This window comes from Pigmentiphaga litoralis, from assembly GCF_013408655.1.
GTDB classification, from domain to species: domain Bacteria; phylum Pseudomonadota; class Gammaproteobacteria; order Burkholderiales; family Burkholderiaceae_B; genus Pigmentiphaga; species Pigmentiphaga litoralis_A.
This window is the reverse complement of the sequence record NZ_JACCBP010000003.1, coordinates 359,826-385,270: the sequence shown is the minus strand read 5'-3', so window position 1 is coordinate 385,270 and position 25,445 is coordinate 359,826. Positions and strand designations below refer to the sequence as shown.

Below are 25,445 nucleotides of genomic sequence, written 5' to 3'. Positions count from 1 at the left end.
CAATACATTTCACGCCCCATAGGAAGAGATCATGGCCAAAGGCGCACGCGAAAAGATCAAGCTCGAATCCACCGCTGGAACCGGGCATTTCTACACCACCACCAAGAACAAGCGCACGACGCCTGAAAAGATGCTGATCAAGAAGTTTGATCCGGTCGCTCGCAAGCACGTGGACTACAAAGAAACCAAGCTGAAGTAAGCCAGTCGCAGCAGTTGTGCTTGCGGATCGCCACCTTCCGGTCGCGTTTTGCAGGTACAGGCGGTTGCGCAGCGGTTTCTGGTCATGGCGTCACTGCCCTGGCCAAAAAAAATGCCCCTAGGGGCATTTTTTTCGTTCTTGCGCTGCGGGTCTTGCAAGCGGGTCTTGCAAGCGGGTCTTGCAAGCGGTTCTTGCAAGCGGTTCTTGCAAGGCAGCAACATTACTTGGCGTCGCGGGTCACTTTTTCCTGACCCTTGCGCGTGTCCAGCTGCGTGGTGCCACGCTGACCGGTCGCGCCCTGGCCTACACCGGCCACGTTGCCGCTGGGGGTCGCCGTGTTGCGATTGGTGTTGGCCGCTGCCGGGTCACGCACCCCGCCGGTTTCGGTACGCTGGGGCGACACGACCGGTGGCGTACGACCCTTGGAATCGGCGCCCGCTGGCGGCGTGGTTTGCGCAAACACGCCACCTGCGGCCAGGCTGGCCGCCACGGCAGCGGTTGCGTACATCAGTTTGAGTGTCTTGGTCATCATTGTTCTCCTGGTGATGCGGCGCCTGTCCTGCAGCGCCCGAAATACGGCCCGACGCGCGCGTTGCCGCGCCCTTGCGTCCTGGGCCGCCTACTGTGCGCGATGCGACGCCCAAGGCTTTGGCCTTGCGCATCATCGCGTCACTGCACTTACTCGATCGTTTCGAAGAGCTCGCTCAGCACAAAAGCCAGCAGTTCTTCCTTTTCAGCTTCCGGAGCACCCTTCATGGACTCCAGCAAACCGGCCGCCAGCGTATGGGCGGTCATATCGTGTTTTTCTGGACCCTGGCTGCGCCAGTGCACATAGGCATCGATAGCCATCTGCCGCGTTGCGACAAATTGCTCACTGAAGTCCTTGACGGGAATCGGCACGACATTGGATCTCATGGTCAACCTCTTGCATGTTTAACGGCATTGGGATGAATGCGATTACCGCTATTGATGAAGGACTAGCAAGTGACGTACCCGATCCCGTCAAAACACCCCCGCGGGCTGATGCAGCGCCCTATTCGGCGGGTGTGAAACCCTGCGAGCTTGCGGCGCGCCCCTGATCAGAATAGGTCCGCCGACGATAGGGTGTAGAGCAGCCTCAGCACCCTTTTCCCTAGCGTCAGGCATAAAAAAAGGGAGCCTGACGGCTCCCCTTAATGCGCTAGGACTACTTATGAAAAACCGTCCTGGTCAGGCTGCGTAACTCCGAAGCCGGGCCGAGAACTCTTCCAGCCGCGCGATGCCACTTTGCTGCGCGCGATTGCACCAATCCTGCAGGTCTTTCAACAATTGCTCGCTGGATGCGGTCGAACGTTCCCAGATCGACGACAGTTCACGACGCATCTGGACCAGCGTGGCGAGCGAATGATGTTCCGCCAGCACCGACGCGACTTCCGTACGATGCGCCGGCGGCAGCGATTCGTCATCGGCCAGATGGAGGAAGCTGCGCGTCCGTTTCAGGGGATGCCAAGCCGCCGTTGCCGCCTTGGACGACTTCAGGCGCTGGATCTCGTCGTGCGCGGCGTGCTTCAGCAGATCGGCATACCGGGCCATGATTTCATAGCGGTGCGTGATGACGGCTTGCAGCGTTTCCTGGTCGATGGCCGGCTTGGTTTCGTTCAGGCGCAGCTTGGGCGCCACCTTCTTGACCTTGGCCAGACCCAGGATCTCGAACGCACGGATCCAGCCCCAGCCCACGTCGATTTCGTACCACTTGCTGGAAAACTTTGCCGACGACGCATACGCGTGGTGGTTGTTATGCAATTCTTCGCCGCCGATGATGAAGCCCCACGGGGACACATTGCGGCTGGCATCGGGACTGGCGTAGTTGCGATAGCCCCAGAAGTGACCGATACCATTCACCACGCCGGCTGCCCAGAAAGGGATCCAGATCATCTGCACGGCCCAGACGGTCAGGCCGATCGCGCCGAACAGCAGCACGTCGATGATCATCATCAGTCCGGCGCCCTGCCACTGGAAACGCGAGTACAGATTGCGCTCGACCCAGTCGTTGGGCGTGCCGTGGCCGAACTTGGCCATGGTTTCGTCAACCTTGGATTCGGCGCGATACAGCTCGGCGCCTTCAAAGAAGACCTTGCCGATGCCGAACACCATGGGCGAATGGGGATCGCCGTCGCGCTCGCAGCGCGCATGGTGCTTGCGGTGGATGGCCACCCATTCCTTGGTGACCATGCCGGTGGTCAGCCAGAGCCAGAACCGGAAAAAGTGCGCGACCGCAGGGTGCAGGTCCAGCCCCCGGTGCGCCTGGCAGCGATGCAGGTAAATCGTGACGCTAAGGATCGTCACGTGGGTGACAACCAGAGCAAAAACCAGAATCTGCCACCACGCGGCGTCAAGCAAGCCGTTGGACAGAAACGAAAGCAACCAATCCATAAAACCTCACAGGCCAGGCGGAAGCATCACCGTCGGCACAAGGGGCAAGGTATGCCCCGCCAGCCGGGCATCGGATAGACGCCTTCGCTGAACAACAAGCCTCACTCGCACTTCCCGCGCTCCGGGCTCGTAGCGGAACGCTCAATCAATGTAGCTGACCCCCAAGGGAATCAGTCACTGGAAAAGCCATCTGGTTGGACGGGATTTTCCCTTAAAGGGTTCCCCTGCGCGCCCCCTTTTCTGACACAGCCCTGAAATACTTCGCGGCGGCTGCGGCGTCAAAGATACCGTGACTTGGGCAGCGCCACACCCTGTTTTTTGGGGTCGGACGGCATCCGCCGCGACCCCGATATCCAGGCAGGCACGCTGACGCCCGGGCAGCCTGCCCGGAACCTACGCGGGCTGCTCTTCCGTACCGTCCAGCGCAACCTGTGGCGGCAATGCATCATCGGCCGGGTCGATGGCCAGTTCTTCGGTCGTTTCGGGAACCGCAGCCGCTTCGGCATCGGCCTTGGGCGGCGTTGCCGTGGTCTTGCGCTGGAACACCGCCGCGAAAAAGCCGTCGGTGCCATGGATGTCGGTGCGCAGCTTCAGGTACGGGCCGGTCAGATCCAGGCCGGTGACACGATCGCCCAGGACCTCGGACGCCGACAGGACTTCAAAGTCGGGATGCGCCGCCAGGAAGGCGTCGACCTGGCCTTCGTTTTCGACCCGCAGGATGCTGCAGGTGGCATACACCAGGCGGCCGCCCGGGGCCACGCAGCGCGATGCCGCCGACAGGATGCTTCGCTGCATGACGCACAGTTCGGACACCGATTCGGGCGTCTGGCGCCATTTCAGGTCGGGATTGCGGCGCAACGTGCCGGTACCGCTGCAGGGCGCGTCGACCAGCACGCGGTGCGCCTTGCGCGCCAGGCGTTTGACCCGGGCGTCGTTTTCATTGGCGATGACGATAGGCACCACGTTCGACAGACCGCTGCGCGCCATGCGGGGCTTGAAGCGGGTCAGGCGGGCCTGCGACACATCCAGCGCGTACAGCCGGCCGGTCGACCGCATCAGAGCGCCCAGCAACAGGGTTTTGCCCCCGGCGCCGGCGCAGAAGTCGATGACCATTTCGCCGCGGCGGGGCGCGACCAGCAAGCCCAGCAACTGACTGCCTTCATCCTGCACTTCGATGCTGCCGTCTTCGAAACGCGACCAACGATTGAGCGCCGGGCGGCCCTGCAAGCGGATGCCGAACGGCGAATACGGCGTCGGCTCGACTTCGGCGTCTTCGACCCCGGCGCGCAATTCGGCCAGGATGGTGTCGCGGTCGATCTTCATGGGATTGATGCGGATATCGAGCGGCGCGGCGCGATTCAGCGCCATCAGCAGGCGCTCGCTGTCGGGTTCGATTTCCAGCGCTTCGGACAGCCAGTCCGGCACGCTCAGGCGCACTTCACGCGGCAAGGAGGCCGGCGAAATGCGGAGCACGCGCCCCAGCCAGTCGGATTCTTCTTCACCCAGGACCGGGCGGACCTGTTCCGGGCCGAGCACCGACGCCAGGCCGAGGATGGCCAGGCGGCGGGTGGCGGCGCCCCGGCCGCCTTCGGCCACCTGACGATAGCGGCGCAGATGGCGCAGCACGTCGTAGATGGCTTCGGCCACGGTGCCGCGATCACGCATGCCCAGCTTGGGGTTGTTGCGGAAGTAGCGCGACAGGGTCAGGTCGGCCGGGCCGGCCCACTGCAGGATTTCGCCCAGCGCTTCACGGACCTGCTCGATGCGCACATTGATCGGATGCGACGGCGTGCGCGGACGCATCGTGCCTTCGGCGCCAGCCATGCGGTCGCGCGGGGTACGGGTGCTGTCGGCCCGGGGGGCGCGATCGCCTTCCGGGCGGGGAGCGCGGTCGCCGTCGTGGCGCGGGGCGCGTTCACCGTCCCCACGTGGGCCGCGATCGCCTTCGGCACGCGCCGACGGACGGTCGCCACGCGGTGCAGGCGGCCAGGCATCCCGGCTGCCCTGGTCTGCGCCAGGCGCACCGGGCCGATCCAGACGCGGACCACGCGTGTCGGCCGAGGGCGTGCCCCGGTTGGTGTCGCGGCGCTCGGAACGGCGGTCGATGCCGCGGCCGCCCGGTGCGGCGCCTTCATGGCGCGGAGCGTCGGCGTCCCCGCGGCCCTGCGGCGCGGCGGCCTTGGGCCAGCGCAGCGGCGAGGCCGGACGCGATTTGGAGGGGGGACGGGGGGCGGAGGGCCGCGCTGGCTTCATACTGTTTCTCGCAAGGTTGCCGAAGTGGCAACCGGTAAATGGGGAATGTCGGCGGAACTGGCGACCACGTGGCCGGGAAGTGCCGCAGGAGCGGCCGTGCAGGCCAGGGCAGCCGCCGTCAGGGGAGCGGCCGGTGCTGGCGCGGACGCAGTCGGCGTCGCCACGCCGCCTTCGAACAGCCGCCGGCTCACGCCCGTGACGCTGACCTGATCGCCGTGAATCTGCACGCGGCCTTCGGCCAGCCACTGGGCCACCGCCGGGTAGACCTGGTGTTCGACCTGCAGCACCCGGGCCGACAGGCTATCGGGGGTATCGCCAGCCTGGACCGGCACGATGCCCTGGGCAATGATCGGACCGTGATCGAGTTCCGGCGTGACCACGTGCACCGTGCAGCCATGCACCTGAACGCCGGCATCCAGCGCCTGCTGGTGCGTGGCCAGGCCCGGGAACAGCGGCAGCAACGACGGGTGGATGTTGATCAGCCGGCCCGCGTAGTGGTTGACGAATCCGTCGGTCAGGATGCGCATGAAGCCGGCCAGCAGCACGTAGTCGGGCGCCAGGGCATCGATTTCCTGCGCCAGCGCCGCGTCGAACGATGCGCGGTCGGCATGGCCCTGGTGGGACACGACCCGGGTGGGAATGCCGCGGGAGGCGGCCCACTCCAGGCCCGACGCCGAAGCGCGGTTGGCGATCACGCCGACCACCTGGGCAGGCAGTTCGCGGACATGGCAGGCGTCGGCAATGGCTTGCAGGTTGCTGCCACGCCCGGAAATCAGGATCACGAACCGACACGGCCGTGACGAAGAAAATAAGGGTGCTTGCATCGGCGGATTATAGCATCGGGGCCCCTCCTCCCAAGCAAAAAACTCCTATAATTCAACGTTTTAGGACGTTTTTGTCCGGGTTGTACCGACGTGTCCGCGCCACGTTTGCATGGAGTCGCGGCGCTGGCCGTCGTAGAATCGAATTCTTGCCTTGTCCAGTCCATTCGTGAATCCGGTTTGAACCCAGTCCCGACTGCCGCCGCCCTGCCAACCGCCGGGCCCGCGGCCACCCAGCCCACCCTGCGCATCTTCCGGGGCCTGCCGCCGCCGTCGCTGCGGCAGCCGTGCGCGCTCACGATCGGGAACTTCGACGGCGTCCACCGGGGCCATCAGGCCATGCTGGCCAAGGTCAAGGCCGCGGCCGACGCGCGGGGACTGGTCCCCACCGTCATGACGTTCGAGCCGCATCCGCGCGAATACTTCGCCAACTTCCATCGCCGCCCCGAACTGGCGCCCACCCGCATCGCCGGGCTGCGCGACCAGCTCTGTGCGCTGGGCCGCGCCGGCATGCAGCGCGTGGTGGTGCAGCGCTTCAATGCGCACCTGGCCTCCATGCCGGCGCAGACCTTCATCGATCATCTGCTGCTTGATGGCCTGCAGGTGAAATGGCTGTTGATCGGGGACGACTTCCGCTTTGGCGCGCATCGCAGCGGCGACCTGGCCCTGCTGCGCGAAAACGCCGCGCGTCACGGCTTTGATGTCGAGTCGATCGGGTCCGTGATGGAAGCGGGCCAGCGCATCTCGAGCTCGGCCATCCGCACGGCGCTGGCCGTGGGCGACCTGGACCGCGCAACCACCCTGCTCGGCCATCCGTACAGCGTCAGCGGTCACGTGATCCACGGCCAGAAGCTGGGCCGCACCCTGGGCTTTCCCACGCTGAACCTGCGCATTTCCCACAATTGCCCGGCGCTGTCGGGCATCTTCGTGGTGCAGGTGCATGGACTGGGTCCGTCACCGCTGCCTGCGGTGGCCAGCCTGGGCGTGCGCCCGACGGTCGATGACAGCGGACGCGTGCTGCTCGAAGTCCATGTCTTCGATTTCAGTGGAAACGCTTACGGTAAACTCGTCCAGGTGGAATTCCTGAAAAAACTGCGCGATGAAGAAAAATACGTCGATCTGCCGACCCTGACGGCAGCGATCGAGAACGACGCGCGCCAGGCCCGTGCGTTCTTCGACGCAGACTTCCTCGGCCAGATCAATCCGGCGAACGCCGCCACCGATCGAATTTGAACCGGTGGCGCGGCGTAACACTGCCGCGTTCATCCTCCCGCCCAGTCGATAGTGCCCGCCCCGCGTACGGGGCTGATGTGCGATTTTGTGTGTTTCCATGGACTACAAGAAAAGCCTCAACCTTCCCGATACCCCCTTCCCGATGCGCGGCGACCTTGCCAAACGCGAGCCGCAATGGGTCAAGGCCTGGGAAGAAAAACGTGTGTATCAGGCGATCCGCGCAGCCTGCGCCGGGCGCCCCCGTTTCGTGCTGCATGACGGCCCGCCGTATGCCAACGGCGACATCCACATCGGTCATGCCGTCAACAAGATCCTGAAAGACATCATCGTCAAGAGCCGCACGCTGGCGGGCTTTGATGCGCCTTACGTGCCGGGCTGGGATTGCCATGGCATGCCGATCGAAATCCAGATCGAAAAGCAGTTCGGCAAGGGCCTGCCCGTGGCCGAGGTGCAGGCCAAGGCCCGTGCCTACGCCACCGAGCAGGTCGCCCGCCAGAAGGAAGACTTCAAGCGCCTGGGTGTGCTGGGCGATTGGGACAACCCCTATCTGACCATGAACTACCGGAACGAGGCCGACGAGCTGCGCGCCCTGGGCACGATCCTGGAAAAAGGGTTCGTGTTCCGCGGGCTCAAGCCCGTGAACTGGTGTTTCGATTGCGGCTCGGCCCTGGCGGAAGCCGAAGTCGAATACGCGGACAAGGTCGATCCGGCCGTGGACGTGGCCTTCCCGTTCGCCGACAAGGCCGGGCTGGCCAAGGCCTTTGGCCTGGCCGGCGCCGATGACATCGACGATGGCGCCATCGTCATCTGGACGACGACGCCCTGGACCCTGCCGTCCAACCAGGCCCTGAACCTGCATCCGGAATTCAGCTACGCGCTGGTCCGGACCCGCCTGGCCGGCCCCTACGGCACGATGCTGATCCTGGCCGAAGAACGCGTCGAATCCTGCCTGAAGGCGTGGGACATCGAAGGCGACGTGGTCGCGACCTGCAAGGGCGCCGCGCTGGACCACATGACCTTCCACCATCCGCTGGCCAAGGCGGCCAAGGGCTACGAGCGCGTGTCGACCGTCTACCTGGCCGACTACGTCACGCTGGATACCGGCACGGGCATCGTGCATGCCGCGCCCGCCTATGGCGTGGACGACTTCATCATCTGCAAGGCCAACGGCATCAAGGACAGCGACATCATCAGTCCGGTCCTGGCCGACGGTGTGTATGCGGCCTCGTTGCCGCTGTTCGGCGGCCAGAAGATCTGGGACGCCAATCCGCGCATCGTCGAAGCCCTTGAGGCGGCCGGCACGCTGATGAAGGTTGAAAAGTACAAGCACAGCTACATGCACTGCTGGCGCCACAAGACGCCGATCATCTTCCGCGCGACCAGCCAGTGGTTCGCCGGGATGGACGTGCAGCCGCACGAAACGAACGTTGACGACGCTGCGGCCGTCCGGAACGCGGCCGTTGCCGATGCGCCCGACGCACCCTCGGCGCTGTCCACACGCGGCACGCTGCGTGAACGCGCGCTGGCTGGCATCGAGCACACCCAGTTCTTCCCGGCCTGGGGCAAGGCGCGCCTGCACGCGATGATCGCGAACCGGCCCGACTGGACCCTGTCGCGGCAGCGCCAGTGGGGCGTGCCGATGGCCTTTTTCGTGCACAAGGAAACCGGCGCGCTGCACCCCCGCACGCCTGAACTGATCGAGGCCGTGGCCAAGCTGATCGACGCCAGCGGCATCGAAGCCTGGCAGTCCCTGGACATTCGCGACCTGCTGGGTGACGAGGCCGACAGCTACGAAAAGAACCGCGACACGCTGGACGTGTGGTTCGACTCGGGCACCACGCACCAGACCGTGCTGCGCGGCTCGCATGCCGACCAGCTGGCCTTCCCGGCCGACCTGTATCTGGAAGGGTCGGACCAGCACCGCGGCTGGTTCCATTCGTCGCTGCTGACCAGCTGCATGCTCAATGGCACGCCGCCGTACAAGGCCCTGCTGACGCACGGCTTCGTGGTGGACGGCCAGGGCCGCAAGATGAGCAAGTCGATCGGCAATACGGTCGTGCCGCAGAAGGTGTCGGGCTCGCTGGGCGCCGAAATCCTGCGCCTGTGGGTGGCCACCACCGACTATTCGGGTGAACTGTCGATCTCGGACGAAATCCTGAAGCGCGTGGTGGAAAGCTATCGCCGCATCCGCAACACGCTGCGCTTCCTGCTGGCCAACGTCAGCGATTTCGACGTGACGACGCAGGCCGTGGCCAACGCCGATCTGTTCGAAATCGACCGCTATGCGCTGGCCTTGACGGCGTCGATGCAAAAAGAAGTGGACGCGCTGTACGGCCGCTACGAATTCCATCCGGCCACCGCGCGGCTGCTGGCCTTCTGCTCGGAAGACCTGGGCTCGTTCTACCTGGACATCCTGAAAGACCGTCTGTACACGACGGGTGTGGACAGCACGGCGCGCCGGTCGGCGCAGACGGCGTTGTGGCACATCACGCAGACGCTGCTCAAACTGATGGCGCCGATCCTGTCGTTTACGGCCGAAGAAGCCTGGGCGCTGGTCAAGCCGGAAGCGGTCACCATCTTTACCGAGACCTATCACGTCGTGCCGGCGCAGGCCGACAGCGACGCGCTGACGGCAAAGTGGCAGCGTATCCGCCAATTGCGTGCCGATGTGACCCGCAAGCTCGAAGAAGTCCGTACCGCGGGGGGCATCGGGTCGTCCTTGCAGGCCGAGATCGACCTGTACGCCAACCCCGATGACCACGCGATCCTGAGCAGCCTGGGCGATGACCTGCGCTTCGTGCTGATCGTGTCGCGCGCCACCGTGCACGCCGACACCGATGGCAATGCCAACAGCGACCTGCGCGTGGACGTCACACCGTCGTCGGCCACCAAGTGCGAACGGTGCTGGCACTGGCGTGACGACGTCGGGTCGGACCCCCAGCTGCCCGAGATCTGCGGCCGCTGCGTGTCTAACCTGGAAGGCCCGGGCGAGCCGCGGGTGGCTGCGTAATGGCGACTGTCAAGGCGGTAAAGGCGGCGCCGGCCAAGTCGGCCAGATCCGGCAGCGCGGCGGGCGCGCGCAAGGCCGGCGCGCCGGCTCGCAACAACCCGACCATCTGGCTGCTGATCGCGGGCCTGATCATCGTGATCGACCAGCTGACCAAGACCTTGATCAACCGGTCCTTTACGTACGGTGAACGCCTGGCGGTCGTGCCCATGTTCGACCTGACCCTGCTGTACAACAAGGGGGCGGCGTTCAGCTTCCTGGCGGGCGCGGCGGGCTGGCAGCGGTGGTTCTTCACGGTGCTCGGCCTGGTGGTCGCCTGCGTGATCGTCTTCATGCTGGTGCGGCACGGCCACCAGAAGATGTTTGCGTGGGCGCTGGCCCTGATTCTGGGTGGCGCGCTTGGCAACGTGATCGACCGCATGATCCACGGGCACGTGATCGACTTCTTCCTGGTGTACTGGAATCAGAGTTTCTTCCCGGCTTTCAACGTGGCCGATGCGGCCATTACCGTGGGCGCCGTGCTGCTGGTGCTCGACGAGCTGTTGCGCGTGCGCAAGGCGCGCTAAGGAATCGTGATGGCAGACCTGACCGGCAAACGCATCGTTGTAGGAATGACCGGCGGCGTGGCGGCCTACAAGACGGCCGAGCTGGTCCGCCGCATGATGGACGAGGGCGCGACGGTCGACGTTGTCATGACCGAAGCCGCCACGAAGTTCATCACGCCCGTCACGATGCAGGCGCTGTCCGGCCGGCCGGTGTTCGTGGATCCTTGGGATCCGCGCGTGCCGAACAATATGGCGCATATCGACCTGAGCCGCGGCGCCGACGCCATTCTGGTCGTGCCAGCCAGCACCAACTTCATGGCTCGCGTGGCGCATGGGTTCGCCGATGATCTGCTGGCCACCCTGTGCGTGGCGCGTGCCTGTCCCTTGCTGATGGTGCCGGCCATGAACCGCGAGATGTGGGGCAACCCGGCCACGCAGCGCAACGCGGCGCAACTGCGGGCCGATGGCATCGTGCTGCTGGGTCCGGTCGATGGCGACCAGGCCTGCGGTGAAGTCGGCTCGGGCCGGATGATGGAACCGCATGACGTCCTGCAGGAACTGATCGCGTTCTTCCAGCCCAAGCCCTTGCAGGGCGTGCGGGTGCTGATCACCGCGGGGCCGACCGCCGAACCGATCGACCCCGTGCGGGTGCTGACCAATGTGTCGTCGGGCAAGATGGGCTATGCGATTGCCCGTGCAGCCCGCGAAGCTGGCGCCGACGTGACCCTGGTATCGGGTCCGACTGCGCTGGCCACTCCCCGCGGCGTGCTGCGCATCGATGCGCACAGCGCGCGCGACATGATGTCGGCCGTGATGGGGGAAACGCCGCGTGCCGACGTGTTCATTGCCGTGGCCGCCGTGGCCGACTGGCGCGTGGCCGAGGCCAGCGCGCAGAAGATCAAGAAAACCGCCGGCGAGCCGCCCACGCTCAGTTTTGTGCAGAACCCCGACATCCTGGCCACGGTCGCCGCCCTGCCCGGCGGTCCGTATTGCGTCGGCTTTGCGGCCGAAACCGAACACCTGGACCAGCATGCGACCGAGAAGCGCCAGCGCAAGGGAATACCGCTGCTGGTCGGCAACCTTGCGCAGGACGCTTTGGGCGCCGACGATACGACTTTGATACTCTATGACGACCAGGGCCGCCATCCGCTGCCCCGGCAGTCCAAGCTGGCCGCGGCGCGGGAACTGATCGCGCAGGTGGCCCGGCGGCTGCCCGCGGGGCGCGTGCCAACGCTGGCTGCGCGTCCGGCTCCCGGGTCGCCGTCGGCCGTGCCTTCTGCCCCGCCCTCGCCCCTTTCCCTGCCCTAACGCTCCGGAGTACGACCATGCCTTTCGACGGCGAACCGCCCAACGGCGACTACGCAGGCTATATCGACCGCGTGATCAACCGTGGCACCGGCACGCCCGGCGAACAGCGGCTGCTGAAAAGCGGCAGTGGCGGCGTGCGCGCCCGCATGGGCATTCCCGGCCTGCAAAAGGGCACCTTGGGCCCTGGCGAGCAGCGTTCGACCGGGACCGGCATGCCGTCGGCTTTGGTCGCGCCGGCGCCGACGGCGGACACCCTGCCTGCGGGCATCAGCAAGCCCGCGTCCACCACGACCTTGGCCGCGCAGCGCACGAACGTCGGCCAGGGGCTGGTGCAGACCATATTGGGCGGCGCGTTTGGCCTCTGGGCGGCCATCAGTCTGATCACGTCGATGTTCAGCGACCAGGGCGTGCAGCCCTATCACGTGGTGCAGATCCTGGTGCCGGCGCTGATCGCGAGGTTCCTGATCAAGCGCGGCGTGGAACGGATGCGAACGAGCGGCCAGCTGCCGCTGCAGACCTTCCCGCCGCTGGCCGTGAGCCGCGACGCGGAAGACAACGGCGGGGCCGTGCCGACACCGCCCGGATCGCGCCGTACGCGGGCCTGAGCCCGGCGGGGCAGTCGCCCCCTTGTTTGTCCCCCCTATCTATCCCTCCCTTTTTCTTCGCGCCTTTGGCGTGATGCCCCGACCATGAAGACCATTTCCGTCAAGATTCTCGATCCCCGCATGCGTGACTGCCTGCCTGCCCACGCCACCCCCGGGTCGGCCGGCGTAGACCTGCGCGCCAGCATCGATGGGCCGTTGACGATCGCGCCGGGCCAGACCGTGCTGGTGCCGACCGGCCTTGCCATCCACATCCAGGACCCCGGCTATGCCGCCATGATCCTGCCGCGCTCGGGCCTGGGCCACAAGCACGGCATCGTGCTGGGCAATCTGGTGGGTCTGATCGATTCCGACTACCAAGGCCCGCTGATGGTGTCGGCATGGAACCGCAGCGAAACGCCCTTTGTGCTGGAACCGCTGGACCGCCTGGCGCAGATGGTCATCGTCCCGGTGCTGCATGTGCAGTTTGAAGAAGTCGACGAATTCGAGGCCACCGACCGCGGAACGGGCGGCTTCGGCAGCACGGGCAAGGGTTAAGCCATCACGGGCCTGCAGACAGGCCCGGTTTCGCCTACACTTGACAGACATCGTACATCTAGCTGCTTCCTATTTCCCGCTTCCCCTTCGGTACTTCCTGGATCGCATCCCCCCATGACACCTTCCCTTCTGCAGATCGGCCGTCTTGCCCCGGAACTTGAGGCGGAACTGGCCGCCACGTTCCCCGTTCACTTGCTGGCCAAGGAAGCGGACGTACCGGCTTTTCTGGAACGGCACGGCAGCACCTTCAACGGCGCCGTCACGTCGGCGCGGGTCGGCATGGACGCCACCCTGATCGACGCCCTGCCCAATCTGAAAGTCGTGTCCAGCTTTGGCGTGGGCTATGAACTGCTGGATGTGGACGCCCTGAAGCGCCGCGGCATCGTGGCCAGCAATACGCCCGACGTGCTGAACGATTGTGTCGCCGACGTGGCCTTTGGCCTGGTGATCGACGCCGCGCGCGGCATGTCGGCAGCCGACCGGTTCGTGCGCCGGGGCGATTGGCTCAATGGCGCGTTTCCGCTGCAGACACAGGTCGCGCGCAAACGCCTGGGGATCCTGGGTCTGGGCCGGATCGGCCAGGCCATTGCCCGCCGGTCGTCCGGCTTTGAAATGGACGTGCGCTACCATAGCCGCAACCCGGTTCAGGACGTGCCCTGGCAGCACGAGCCTTCGCTGACAGCCTTGGCCGAGTGGTGCGACTTCCTGGTGGTGGCCGTGGCCGGCGGCCCGTCCACCCGCCACCTGGTGTCGGCCGACGTGCTGGCCGCCCTGGGCCCCAAAGGCTTCCTGATCAACATTGCGCGGGGCACCGTGGTGGATGAAGCCGCCCTGGTCACCGCACTGACTGACAAGCGCCTGGGTGGCGCCGGACTCGACGTATTCGAATTCGAACCCCGCGTGCCGCAAGCCCTGATGACGCTCGACAACGTGGTGCTGCTGCCGCATATCGCCAGCGGCACTTTTGAGACCCGCAAGGCGATGGGCGACCTGGTGATCAGCAACCTGAAGCACTACTTTGCCGACGGCCAGCTGCAGACACCGATCGCCTGACGCTCCCCCATCTCACCTGCCCCCTTCCGACTCCAGGAGACCCCCATGACCACCATTACCGGCGACATGCTCATCGGCCGCACTACCGTTCGCGGATCGACCGCCACCCTGCGCGCCATCCAGGCCGCGACGGGCGAAGAGATCGATCCTCCGTTCGGCGGGGGCGGCGAAACCGAAGTCCAGCAGGCCTGCGACCTGGCTGCCCAGGCCTTCGACACCTATCGCGAAACCACGCCGGAAGCGCGTGCCGCTTTCCTTGAAGCCATCGCAACCGAAATCGAGGCGATTGGCGACACCCTGATTGAACGCGCGGCGCTCGAGTCGGGCCTGCCCACCGCCCGCCTGCAAGGCGAGCGCGGCCGCACGACCGGTCAACTCCGCCTGTTCGCAAAGCTGGTGCGCGACGGCCGCTGGGTCAACGCGACCCTGGACACCGCCCTGCCCGACCGCGCGCCCCCACGGCCCGACATGCGCATGCGCAAGATCGCGGTCGGCCCAGTCGCCGTGTTCGGCGCCAGCAACTTCCCGCTGGCCTTCTCGGTCGCCGGTGGCGACACGGCGTCGGCCCTGGCGGCCGGCTGCCCGGTCGTGGCCAAGGCCCACCCGGGCCACCTCGGTACGTCCGAACTGGTAGGCCGCGCCATCCAGAAAGCCGCCATTGCGTGCGACATGCCCGAAGGCGTGTTCTCGCTGGTGGTCGGCGCGGGCATCGAGATCGGCCAGGCACTGGTCAATCACCCTGCCATCAAGGCCGTGGGCTTTACCGGCTCGCGAGCCGGTGGGCTGGCCCTGTGCCGCACCGCGGCGGCCCGTCCGGAACCGATTCCGGTGTATGCCGAAATGAGCAGCATCAACCCGATGTTCCTGATGCCTGCCGCGCTGACGGCACGCGGCGGCGACATCGCCCGCGGCTTCATTGATTCGCTGACGATGGGCGTGGGCCAGTTCTGCACCAACCCCGGCCTGGTCATTGCCGTCGACAGCCCGGCGCTGGCCCAGTTCAAGACGGCCGTGACCGAAGCCGTGACGGCCAAGGCCGCCGGCACGATGCTGACCCCCGGCATCCACCAGGCCTACCGCCACGGCGTGAACGAACTGGCCGCGGCCAGTGGCGTCTCGCAGATCGGCATGGGCGTTGCCGCCAACGGCCCGCATGATGCGCAGGCTGCCGTGTTTGAAACCACCGCCGCCACGTTCCTGAAAAGCCCCCAGCTGCAGGAAGAAGTGTTCGGTCCGGCCTCGTTGCTGGTGGTCTGCGCCGACGACGCCGAAATGCGCGCCGTGGCCGAACACGTGTCGGGTCAGCTGACCGCCACCCTGCAGATCGACCCGGCCGATTACGCCGCGGCCGGCGCCCTGCTCCGCGTGCTGGAACGCAAGGCCGGCCGCGTGCTGGTCAACGGTTTCCCGACCGGGGTCGAAGTGTCGTATGCCATGGTGCACGGCGGCCCCTTCCCGGCCACGTCCGACAGCCGGACAACGTCGGTGGGCGCCTCCGCCATCGAACGTTACCTGCGTCCGGTGTGCTACCAGAACCTGCCGCAGGAACTGCTGGATGCGTCGTTGAAAGACGGCAATCCGCTGGGCCTCTGGCGCCTGGTGGATGGCGAGCTGGGCCGCGCGTAAGCGGTCAGGGGCGATGGCGCCAACCGCGCGATCGCCCGTCGGGCAGCGCTGACCGCATCGCGGCTCGACGGGCCGTGACGAACGCGGCGATGTCCCCATGAAAAAAGCCTCGCGGCTGATCACCGCGAGGCTTTTTTTTGCCGTGCCGGGACAGTCCCTACTCCAGATCGGCGCCCAGCTCGCCCGACGCGACCCGCACGTCCACTTCCGCCTGCAAGGCGGCTTCGATCAGATCCAGGTAGGTGTTCTTCTTTTCCGCAATCGCCTGGATTGCATCCACCAGTTCCAGGATGCCGCCCCGGCCCAGGGTGTACGAATCCTGCGCCATCTGACGCAGCCGCGGGGTCATGGCCAGGCCTTCCTTTTCGAACCGTTCCGTCAGTTGCTGGCGGCGATTGAGCTGGTCGGTGGCGCGGCGCAGTTCGCCTTCGGCCGCCAGGATGACGGCACGGGCGCGCAGCTGCTGGCCCTGCGCTTCGGCCACGGCACGCGCGATGGGACCCTGGTTGCGGTCGAACAGCGGGATGCCCATCGAAATGCCGAAGGTGTTGCTGTTGCCTTCCTGCCGGTTGTTGACCCGGCCTACCGACAAGGTCGGCACCGGATACGCTTCACGGCGTTCCGATTCCAGGATCTTTTCGGCAAAGGTCTGCTGCGCCAGGGCCGCGCGCACGGACGGCAGGCGGGTCTGGGCCTGCGGCCACATCGCGTCGAAATTCATGGAGGCCCAACGCGGCACGATGGCGCCGGCGGCACGCGGACGCCAGGCAGGCTCGCCCACATCGGCCGCGACCCGGGCCGAGGCTTCATAGGTCTGCCCCTGCGCCTGCGCCAGCTGGGCGTCGAGCTGGGCGCGTTCGATGTCCAGGCGCGTCAGGTCGTACTGGCTGCGGGATCCGGCTTCAACCTGGCCCGACACGATACGCGCCGCCGATTCCAGATCCTGCCGCGCATCGACCCAGCGCTTTTCACGTTCTTGCGCCACCAGCAGCGACATGAAATCGCGCGCCGCGTCCTGCAAGGCGTTGGCGTACACCAGCCGCAGATTGGCGCGGGCAGCTTCGATGCCGCTCTGCGCCGCTTCGATCCGCTTGCCGCGCTGGCCAAAGATCGGCACGTCCTGGAACAGCGTGGTTTCCTGCTCGCCCCGTTTGGTCGTGAAGCTGACGCCGGGATTGGTATACGTCTGCGCCGCCATCAGGTCGGCTTCGGCCATGGCGACCGTGCTGCGCTCGGCTGCCAGCGATGGGCTGAAGGTCTTGACCAGGTCCAGCAGCTGCTGCAGCGTGACGTCCGCCGTCAACGGGGCCGACCGGGCTGACGGGCCGACATAGCCCAGCGACGTGGTGCCATAGGACGACTGCGACATGGTGGGCGGCGGCGCGTATTGCGGCGCCGGCACATTCGGCATGGCGGGCGACGGCGATCCGGTCACGCCGGGCGACATCGCGCCAGGCATCGCAGGCGGCATGGCCGACGGCATCGACCCCGGCGCACCGGGCGAGACCGCACCCGGCACAACCGGACCCGCCGAACCCGGCAGGCCGGGCGACATCGTCGGCGCAGCCGGCGAGGCCGAGTTCGACGACGATGGCACCGATGACGACGGCATGGAGGACGATGGCATCGAAGGCGACGTGGCCGCGCGAGGCGTGGACAGGGTCTGGGCGATCGCTGCGGGCAGCGACAGCGGCAGTGCCAACGCCATCATCAGCGTGGGCAGGGACTTATGCATGGCGGGCTTCCTCATTCTCGTCGAGCTCATCCTGCTGCTCGGCGGTCAACATACGTTTGGGTCCGAACCAGGCATACAGCACCGGCAGGACGAACAGCGAGATCAGCGGCAGCACGGCCATGCCGCCGACCACCACCGACGCGAACGGGCGCTGGGTTTCGCTGCCCACGCCGGTGGACAGCGCCATCGGCAGCAGACCCAGCAGACCCAGGCAGGTCACCATCAGGATCGACCGCATGCGTTCCGCCGTGCCTTCGATCAACGCCGGGATCATCGCTACGCCGTCACGCCGCAAGTCTTCGACCGCGCTCAGCACCAGCAGGCCGGCCAGCGCCACCTGCCCCAGCAGCGCAATGAAGCCGATCGCCGCGCTGATCGACAGGTCGATGCCGGTCAGGTGCAAGGCGATCACGCCCCCGACCATCGCAAACGGCGCGGTCAACAGGATCAGCACCGCACTGCGGGCGCTGCCCAGCGCGCTGAACAGCAGCACGAACACCACCAGCAACGACAGCGGGATCACCACCTTGAGACGCGCCGCGGCGCGCTGCTGGTTTTCCCACTGGCCGCCCCACTGCGCGATATAGCCTTCGGGCAGCTTGATGTCGCGATCGAATGCTTCAAAGGTGTCTTTCACGACCGACCCGATGTCGCGGCCTTCCACGTTGAACTTCAGCGCCATGTAGCGCGAATTGCCTTCGCGGAAGATGGACGCGTTGCCCACCTTGAAGCCGACCGTGGCAATGGCGCCCAGGGGCACGTAGTTGCCGTCAGGTGTGGCCACCTGGATTTCACGGATCCGCGCCTCGTCCATGCGGTTCGGGAAGGGCAGGCGCACGCGCACCGGCACGCTGCGTTCGCCTTCCCACACCGCCGTCACGACCTTGCCGGCCAGCGCGGTTTCGACTGCCGTGTCGGCCACCGTCATGGCAATGCCATAGCGGGCCAGGGCTTCGCGGTTGAACTCGATATGCAGCTGCGGCGCCGGGGCATCGCGATACAGGTCGAGGTCGACAACGCCCGGGATCTTGGCAACCGAGGCCTTGGTCTGCTGCAGGATCCCGCGCATGGTGTCGATGTCCTGGCCGAACAGCTTGAGCACCACCTGGCCACGCGCGCCCGATGTCGACTCTTCGACGCTGTCGCGGATCGGCTGCGCAAAGTTGAACTGCACGCCCGGCAGGTCGGACAGTGATTCACGCATCTCGCCCACCAGCGTTTCCTTGTCCAGCCCCTTGCGCCATTGATCGCGCGGCTTCAGGCGAACCAGCACCTTGGCGACGTTGATGGTTTCGTTGTCGGTGCCGTCTTCCGGACGGCCCTGCTCGCTTGTCACCGCGATCACTTCCGGCGGCGCCTTGAGGCGCATGCGGATCGTGCGCAGCAGTTCCTGGCCCTTCTGCAGGGAAATCGACGGCGGCATCTGCACCAGCACGTAGGCGTCGCCTTCATCCAGCTCAGGCAGGAATTCGGTGCCCAGGTGGATCGCCGAATAGCCTGCGACCACCAGCATGATCACGGCGATACCCATGACCTTCTGTTTGGCGCCGCGGCTGCCCAGGATGCGCGACATCCATCCGGAAAAACCGTGATGCATGCGCAGGAACACCTTGGGCTCGGGCGCCGCCACATCCTTGGGACGCAGGAAAATCGCGCACAGGGCCGGCACCAGGGTCAGCGCAAAGATCAGCGCGCCGATCAGCGCAAAGGTATAGGTCAGCGCCAAGGGACGGAAGATCCGGCCTTCGATGCTTTCCAGCGAGAACACCGGAATCAGCGCCGCGATCACGATGGCCATGGCGAACAGCGTGGGCCGCGCCACCGACACCGCGGCGTCGATGATCAGCGCATACATGTCGCGCTGGGTGGTCGGTTTGCGTAATCGCGCCTTGTGGATGATGGCTTCGGTCAGCACCACCGCGCCGTCCACGATGATCCCGAAGTCGATCGCCCCCATCGAGATCAGGTTGGCGGGCAGCTTCATCAGGTACAGGCCGATAAAGGCAACCAGCAGCGACAGCGGAATCACGATGGCGACGATCAGCGATCCGCGCAGGCTGCGCAGGAACAGCCACAGCACGCCGATGATCAGCGTCGCGCCAAAGAACAGGTTGTGATAGACGGTGTTGAGCGTGTGACCCACCAGGTTGGACCGGTCATAGCTCGGCTGGATCACCATGCCGGCGGGCAGCATGGACTTGTTGATCTGCTCGACTTTCAGGTGGACCTGGTCCAGCACCTTGGTCGGGTTTTCATCGCGCTTGAGCAGCACGATGCCCTGGACGATGTCGTCTTCCTCATCCATGCCGACCGAGCCCTGGCGCGGCGTATAGGACTGCACCACCTGCGCCACATCGGCCACGCGCACCGGCGTGTTGTTGTGGGTGGAAAGCACGACGGTTTCGATATCGCGCGGCGTCTTGAGCAGACCGATCCCGCGAATGATCAGCGATTGTTCGCCCCGGCGCAGCAAGCCGCCGCCCACGTTCTGGTTGGACTTGCCGATGGCGTCGACGACTTCATCCAGCGTCAGGCCATGCGCGATCAGCTTGGCCGGATCCACTTCCACGTGGAATTCCTTGACGAAGCCGCCCACGCTGACGACGTCGGCCACGCCCTGGATCTGCTTGAGCACGCGCGCCACCGTCCATTCCTGTTCGGAACGCAGCTGCGCCAGCGTGTGCCGATCGCTGTACAGGCGGTAGTAGTAGATCTTGCCCAGCGGCGTGTTGTCGGGCGACATTTCCGGCGTGACGCCATCGGGCAGATTGGCCGATGGCAGCCGCTGCGTGACCTGCACGCGGGCATCGAAGCTGCGCGTGGTGTCGTTGAACACCATGGTGATCATCGACAGGCCGAAGTAACTTTCGGACCGCAGCGAGATCAGGCCCGGTGTGCCGTTCAGTTCACGTTCGAGCGGAAAGGTGACCTGGCGCTCGACTTCTTCCGGCGCCAGACCGGGCGCGAGCGAGATGATGCCGACCTGGACGTTGGTCACGTCCGGGTAGGCTTCGATGGCAGTGTTCAGGTAGGCAAAGACGCCATAGGCGGCCAGCACCAGAGTGGCGGCCACCGCGGCAAGACGGCGGTGGACGACCAGCGCAATGAGAGAACGCATGAAGAGATCCCGTTACAGCAGTTGATTGGCCGAGCCGTCGAGCAGCAGACCGCCCTTCACGACCACTTTTTCACCGGGATTGAGTCCACCCAGGACCGGGATGAAGCCATTGGAAGGCTGGCCCAGCATGACCGTGCGTGCCTCGAACGTGGTCTCGGCCACTTGCACGAACACGATCGACCGCTGGCCGTCCTTGATCAGCACCGCATTGATCGGCACCGACATGCCGGCGGGCGCCGTCGTGGTGATGCCGACGCGGGCGAGCATGCCCGCGCGCAGATTGGGATTGGGCTGATCGAGCGACACGAACACCGTGGCGCGGCGCGTCTGCGCATTGAGCGCGGAACCGACGCGCTGCACCTTGCCCGTCACGGGCTGGTCCAGCGACGGCATTTCGATGCGAACCGGGGCGCCTTCGCGCACGCCGCGCAGATCGTTTTCAAACACGTCGGCCGTGATCCACAGCGCGGTCGGATCGCCCACCGTGAACAACGAGCCGGTGTCGGACGTGACCGACGAACCCGGCACCGCGGTCCGGTTGATGACGACACCCGCGCGCGGCGAACGCAGCTGGATGACGTCGCTGCCGCCGTTGCCCAGATAGGCCGACGCACGCGACGCGGTATCCACCGCATGGCGCGCTTCCTGCAGCTTGGCCTGGGCCACGAACAATTCGGAGGCAATGCCGATGCCCTTGTCCGTCATCATCTGCTGGCGGCGCGCCTCGGCCTCGGCCACGCGCAGTTCAACGACCGCGGTCTGGTAGTCGCCGCGGATGCGTGACGCTTCAGGGCTGGAAATGGAGGCGAGCGGCGTGCCGACCTTGACGGTGTCGCCCACCTTGGCCGACACGTCCACCAGGCGGCCTGCGACAGGCGAAGCGACTTCGGAGACCATCTCGTCGCGGAATACCATGCGCGCGGGGGCATACACCACCCGGCCCGCACCGGCCTGCGACAGATCCTGGATATCCATGTACTTGAGCGACGCGGCCTTGACCCGAACCTGACCCGGTTTCAGAGGGGGTTGCGCGGGCTCGGCCTGGACCGCCGGCGGGGGCGCCGGCTTCTCGGAACAGCCCGCCATCAACCCGGACAAGGCTGCCGCAAGAACGATCGTTGGAACGAAAAATGGCGCCGACATGAAAACCCTCTTGCGGATAACGATTATCGATTCGATGCGGGCATTCGCCACGCGCTCGGACGCCACTCTGCATGGCACACGCGATGTTATCCACAGGCAAGGGGAAAGACTATTACCGTTTGGTCATGTTGTTGCGTCGCGCTTGAAGGTCAGGGTAGCTACCAATCCCGGGCCTGCATCGTCCAGCTTGAATGTAGCGTGATGCAGGTGGGCAATCGCCATCACACTGGCCAATCCAAGGCCATAACCGGGCACTGCAGCATTAAGCCGAAAGAAGCGGGTGCCGATCTTGGCGCGTTCGGCCGCGGCAATGCCGGGCCCGTTGTCCTGCACCACCACGCAGACCGAATCGGACGTCTGCACCGTCCGCACCGACACCTCGGCCGGGCTGCCGGCGTACTTGATCGCGTTGTCGATCAGATTGGCAATGGCGCTGGCCAGCAGATCGCGATCGCCATCGGCCACGGCGCTGTCGGCAAGCTCGGTCGAAAAGCGCACGTCCTTTTCTTCGGCAACCGGTTCGTACAGTTCGACCACGTCGGCCACGATGTCGCTCAGTGACACCGGCTGGAAGATCTGCCGCCGCGCGCCGGACTCGGCCTCGGCAATCTGCAGCAGCTTGTCGAAGACCACCGTCAGTTCTTCGATCTCGCGGATCGCGAACGTGGCGGCGTTCTGCACCTGGTCGACGGTTGCGCCAGGCCGGTTCGCCACATCCAGCTTGGAGCGGATGCGGGACAAGGGTGTGCGCAGATTGTGCGCGATGGTATTGGACACATGCCGCACCCCTTCCATCAGGATCTCGATCCGATCCAGCATCAGGTTGATGTCATTGCCCAGCCGCGCAAATTCATCTTCCTTGCCCGACAGCGGAATGCGCCGCGTCAGGTCCCCGGCTTCGATCTGCGCCGCGGTGCGCCGAATGGCGCCGACCCGGGACTCCAGCTGGTCGCGAAACACGATGGCGCCCACAATGGCCAGCAGCACCGCGACCAGGCTGGCGCCCAGCAAGGCGTTGCCCACCAGTTGTTCCAGGTCCTTCTGATCCTGCATGTCGCGCCCGACCACCAGCCGCCCGCCATCGGGCAGGGGCATGGACAGCACGCGCCCATAGGCCGCGCGCCCATCCCGCACGAATACCTTGTCGATCACGCCGCTGGTCGGCTTGAGCAGGTCTGGCGACGCCGCGATGTTGCCCGCGATCCGGCGGCCACGCGCATCGGTCAGCAGGAAGGCTTCGGTGTCGGTGTTCTGTCCGTCGGTCAGCGCATCGGCAATCTCGGCCAGGATCTTCTCGCGGCCATCCGCCTCGAAATGCGTGATCAGCCGGGTCGACGTCGATCGCAGCTGGCGATCGATCCGGTTCTGCAGCACCCCGATCGTCTGCACATACAGCACCGACAGGATCACCAGCATGAACAGCATCACCGACACGCCGTAGCCCAGCGCCAGGCGGAAGGCGACCGACGCCCACAGCTGCCGCAGCCATGTCAGGGGGCCGGGCGTGGCGGCCCGCGATCTGGAACGCGTGACGTTCACCGGTCGGCCGAAATCGTGTAGCCCACGCCGCGCACGGTATGGATCAGCGGCGTGGTAAAGCCGTTGTCGATCTTGTTGCGCAGCCGGCTGATCTGCACGTCGATCACATTGGTCTGCGGATCGAAACGGTAATCCCACACGGCTTCAAGCAGCATGGTGCGCGTGACGACCTCTCCCTGGTTCAGCAGCAGATAGACCAGCAAGCGGAATTCGCGCGGCTGCAAGGCAATCGGTTTGCCGTCGCGTTCCACCGTACGCCGGGTCAGGTCCACCTTCAGGTCGGCAATCTTCAGTTCTCGAATGTCGTCGCGCGATCGCGACCGGCGGTACAGCGCTTCCAGCCGCGCGGCCAGTTCCGAGAACGCAAAGGGCTTGGTCAGGTAGTCGTCGCAGCCGCCCCGCAGCCCGCGGACCCGGTCGTCCAGGCCGGCCAGTGCGCTCAGGATCAGCACGGGCGTGGTGTTGCCGATGCCGCGCAGTGTCGTGAGGATCGACAGGCCATCGACGTCGTCGGGCAGCATCCGGTCCAGGACGATCACGTCCCAGGTTTCGTGCAGGGCCTTCTGCAGCCCGTCGGCGCCATCCCGGCACGCGACCGCCGTGTGGCCGCTTTCGTGCAGGCCGTTGCAGATATACCGCGAGGTATCGATTTCGTCTTCGATGACCAGACAACGCATGGGGCAGAGAACTCCTTGAAGACACCGGGGGCGGCACCCCCGGCTCCATAGTCTACCTCTCTGCTGTCCGCAGGCACCTGAACGGCCCGGCGCAAAAAAAATCCCCCACCGCGAACGGTGGGGGATTTTTCAGTCCGGGATCACGCGTCCGAAGACGCGCAGCCTGGATTCCTTACGCAGCCTTGCGGCGCGAGTCGAAACGGCGGGGTGCAGCAGCACCGTCCGTACGGAACTCGCGGCGTTCGCCTTCCGGACGCGGCGAACGCGGACGGTCGGTCTGGCCAGCGGTCACTGGACGGTCGGCCCAGGTGCGGGCAGGACGGTCTGCCGAGAACGAACGCTCGCCTTGCGGACGGGGCGGCTCGTTGCGGAAACCGGCGCCAGCCGATGCACCACGGTCACGCGAGAAGCCTGGCTTCCAGCCCGGCTTGCCGCCAGGACCGCTGCGACGCGGGCCCGAAGGACGGTCGCTGCCTGGACGCGGAGCGCGTTGCGGCTCGAGGCCGGCGATCGTGCTGACTGGCACCGATTGCTCGGTGTAGCGTTCGATCGTACGGACCTTGTGACGCTCGGCGTGGGTGGCCAGGGTAAAGGCAACACCGTCGCGGCCAGCACGGCCGGTACGGCCGATGCGGTGAACGTAGTCTTCAGCCTGCATCGGCAGGTCGAAGTTGATTACGTGGCTGATGCCTTGCACGTCGATGCCGCGGGCAGCGACGTCGGTCGCCACCAGCACTTGCACCTGACCGCGCTGCATCATGCCCAGCGTACGGGTACGCTGGCGCTGATTCATGTCGCCATGAAGGGCGGCAGCCGAGAAACCCTGGTCGGCCAGGTCATTGGCCAGATCATCGGCGGCACGCTTGGTCGACGTGAACACGATGGCCTGTTGCAGGCTGGTGTCGCGCAGCAGGTGGTCCAGCAGACGCGTCTTGTGGCTCATGTCATCCGCATACAGCAGCGTTTGCGTGATGTTGGCGTGCTTTTCCTTCTGGCCAGCGACTTCGATACGCTGCGGGTCACGCATCATGCGCGAGGCCAGCTTGGCGATCGTGCCGTCCAGCGTTGCCGAGAACAGCAGCGTCTGGCGGGAAGCCGGGGTCTTGGCCACGATGGCTTCGATATCGTCGATGAAGCCCATGTCCAGCATGCGGTCGGCTTCGTCCAGCACCAGCGTTTCCACTTCGGCCAGGTTCACACGACCCGATTGCACGTGGTCGAGCAGACGGCCGGGGGTGGCCACCAGCACGTCGACACGACGCGACAGGGCTTTCAATTGCGCGCCATAAGGCATGCCGCCGACGACGGTCGTCGTCTTGAGCCAGCCCAGGGCCTTGCCGAAAACACGGGTAGCGTCCGACACTTGCTGTGCCAGTTCGCGGGTAGGCGTCAACACCAGAATACGGACACCGGCGGCGCGCAGCGGCGAGCCAGCCAGTTGGCGATGCAGGGCCGGCAGCATGAAGGCTGCGGTCTTGCCGCTACCCGTTTGCGACGACACCATGAGATCGTGACCTGCCAGGGCCAGGGGAATTGCCTGGGCCTGCACGGTCGTGGGTTCGGTAAAACCAGCCTCAGCGCACGCGCTGACCAGAGCAGGAGCCAAACCCAATGATTCAAAAGACATTCAATTTCCT

The 25,445-nt window shown here is 65.7% G+C and carries 19 protein-coding genes and 1 pseudogene; 9 read left to right on the top strand and 11 right to left on the bottom strand.

Annotated elements, in window-relative coordinates:
- The first annotated feature begins 31 nt into the window (after nt 1-31).
- Nucleotides 32-199 carry a 50S ribosomal protein L33 gene (rpmG, locus tag HD883_RS26005; protein WP_179590194.1) on the top strand — a complete coding sequence of 56 codons (168 nt, stop codon included), beginning with the start codon at nt 32-34 and terminating at the stop codon, nt 197-199.
- A gap of 220 nt (nt 200-419) precedes the next feature.
- Here the strand turns inward: rpmG and HD883_RS26000 are convergent, their stop codons facing one another.
- From HD883_RS26000 to purN, 5 genes and pseudogenes are all read right to left on the bottom strand, one after another.
- Entirely contained in the window at nt 420-728 is a 309-nt protein-coding gene (locus HD883_RS26000; protein ID WP_179590196.1) for a hypothetical protein, read from the bottom strand.
- A gap of 149 nt (nt 729-877) precedes the next feature.
- Entirely contained in the window at nt 878-1,114 is a 237-nt protein-coding gene (locus HD883_RS25995) for a hypothetical protein (RefSeq protein ID WP_179590198.1), read from the bottom strand.
- Nucleotides 1,115-1,408: 294 nt separating this feature from the next.
- Entirely contained in the window at nt 1,409-2,611 is a 1,203-nt protein-coding gene (locus HD883_RS25990; protein ID WP_179590200.1) for a DesA family fatty acid desaturase, read from the bottom strand.
- Nucleotides 2,612-3,004: 393 nt separating this feature from the next.
- On the bottom strand, nt 3,005-4,414 hold the full coding sequence (locus tag HD883_RS25985) for an RsmB/NOP family class I SAM-dependent RNA methyltransferase (protein ID WP_257022724.1): 1,410 nt from the start codon (nt 4,412-4,414) through the stop codon (nt 3,005-3,007).
- Nucleotides 4,415-5,037: 623 nt separating this feature from the next.
- Nucleotides 5,038-5,688 (bottom strand): annotated as a pseudogene (gene purN / locus HD883_RS25980) (phosphoribosylglycinamide formyltransferase); the annotation flags it as partial.
- Between the two features lie 240 nt (nt 5,689-5,928).
- Here purN and HD883_RS25975 point away from each other — a divergent pair.
- From HD883_RS25975 to HD883_RS25940, 8 genes are all read left to right on the top strand, one after another.
- Entirely contained in the window at nt 5,929-6,918 is a 990-nt protein-coding gene (locus HD883_RS25975; RefSeq protein WP_179590785.1) for a bifunctional riboflavin kinase/FAD synthetase, read from the top strand.
- 97 nt (nt 6,919-7,015) lie between these two features.
- Nucleotides 7,016-9,928, top strand: coding sequence for an isoleucine--tRNA ligase (ileS, locus tag HD883_RS25970; RefSeq protein WP_179590204.1), 2,913 nt, complete (start codon nt 7,016-7,018; stop codon nt 9,926-9,928).
- Nucleotides 9,928-10,491 (top strand): signal peptidase II, encoded by a 564-nt coding sequence (lspA, locus tag HD883_RS25965; protein WP_179590206.1) that lies wholly within the window; start codon nt 9,928-9,930, stop codon nt 10,489-10,491. Before ileS ends, lspA begins: the two co-directional genes overlap by 1 nt.
- 9 nt (nt 10,492-10,500) lie before the next feature.
- Nucleotides 10,501-11,778, top strand: coding sequence for a bifunctional phosphopantothenoylcysteine decarboxylase/phosphopantothenate--cysteine ligase CoaBC (coaBC, locus tag HD883_RS25960; protein ID WP_179590208.1), 1,278 nt, complete (start codon nt 10,501-10,503; stop codon nt 11,776-11,778).
- Between the two features lie 17 nt (nt 11,779-11,795).
- Entirely contained in the window at nt 11,796-12,383 is a 588-nt protein-coding gene (locus HD883_RS25955) for a hypothetical protein (protein ID WP_179590210.1), read from the top strand.
- Between the two features lie 84 nt (nt 12,384-12,467).
- A complete protein-coding gene (dut, locus tag HD883_RS25950) occupies nt 12,468-12,917 on the top strand; it encodes a dUTP diphosphatase (RefSeq protein ID WP_179590212.1) in 450 nt (149 codons plus the stop codon).
- A gap of 114 nt (nt 12,918-13,031) precedes the next feature.
- Nucleotides 13,032-13,970 (top strand): 2-hydroxyacid dehydrogenase, encoded by a 939-nt coding sequence (locus tag HD883_RS25945; protein ID WP_179590214.1) that lies wholly within the window; start codon nt 13,032-13,034, stop codon nt 13,968-13,970.
- A 45-nt stretch (nt 13,971-14,015) separates the two neighbouring features.
- Nucleotides 14,016-15,596, top strand: coding sequence for an aldehyde dehydrogenase (NADP(+)) (locus HD883_RS25940; RefSeq protein WP_179590216.1), 1,581 nt, complete (start codon nt 14,016-14,018; stop codon nt 15,594-15,596).
- 157 nt (nt 15,597-15,753) lie between these two features.
- On the opposite strand, the gene HD883_RS25935 is transcribed toward HD883_RS25940, so the two are convergent.
- From HD883_RS25935 to HD883_RS25910, 6 genes are all read right to left on the bottom strand, one after another.
- Entirely contained in the window at nt 15,754-17,331 is a 1,578-nt protein-coding gene (locus HD883_RS25935; protein ID WP_179590218.1) for a TolC family protein, read from the bottom strand.
- Nucleotides 17,324-20,449: an efflux RND transporter permease subunit gene (locus HD883_RS25930; protein ID WP_179590220.1), complete on the bottom strand. Its 3,126-nt coding sequence runs from the start codon at nt 20,447-20,449 to the stop codon at nt 17,324-17,326. Before HD883_RS25930 ends, HD883_RS25935 begins: the two co-directional genes overlap by 8 nt.
- A 12-nt stretch (nt 20,450-20,461) precedes the next feature.
- Entirely contained in the window at nt 20,462-21,592 is a 1,131-nt protein-coding gene (locus HD883_RS25925) for an efflux RND transporter periplasmic adaptor subunit (RefSeq protein ID WP_179590222.1), read from the bottom strand.
- Nucleotides 21,593-21,715: 123 nt separating this feature from the next.
- Nucleotides 21,716-23,131 carry a sensor histidine kinase gene (locus tag HD883_RS25920; RefSeq protein WP_373563484.1) on the bottom strand — a complete coding sequence of 472 codons (1,416 nt, stop codon included), beginning with the start codon at nt 23,129-23,131 and terminating at the stop codon, nt 21,716-21,718.
- Entirely contained in the window at nt 23,128-23,808 is a 681-nt protein-coding gene (locus HD883_RS25915) for a response regulator transcription factor (RefSeq protein WP_179590224.1), read from the bottom strand. Before HD883_RS25915 ends, HD883_RS25920 begins: the two co-directional genes overlap by 4 nt.
- A 172-nt stretch (nt 23,809-23,980) precedes the next feature.
- Nucleotides 23,981-25,435: a DEAD/DEAH box helicase gene (locus tag HD883_RS25910; RefSeq protein ID WP_179590226.1), complete on the bottom strand. Its 1,455-nt coding sequence runs from the start codon at nt 25,433-25,435 to the stop codon at nt 23,981-23,983.
- Nucleotides 25,436-25,445: the final 10 nt, after the last annotated feature.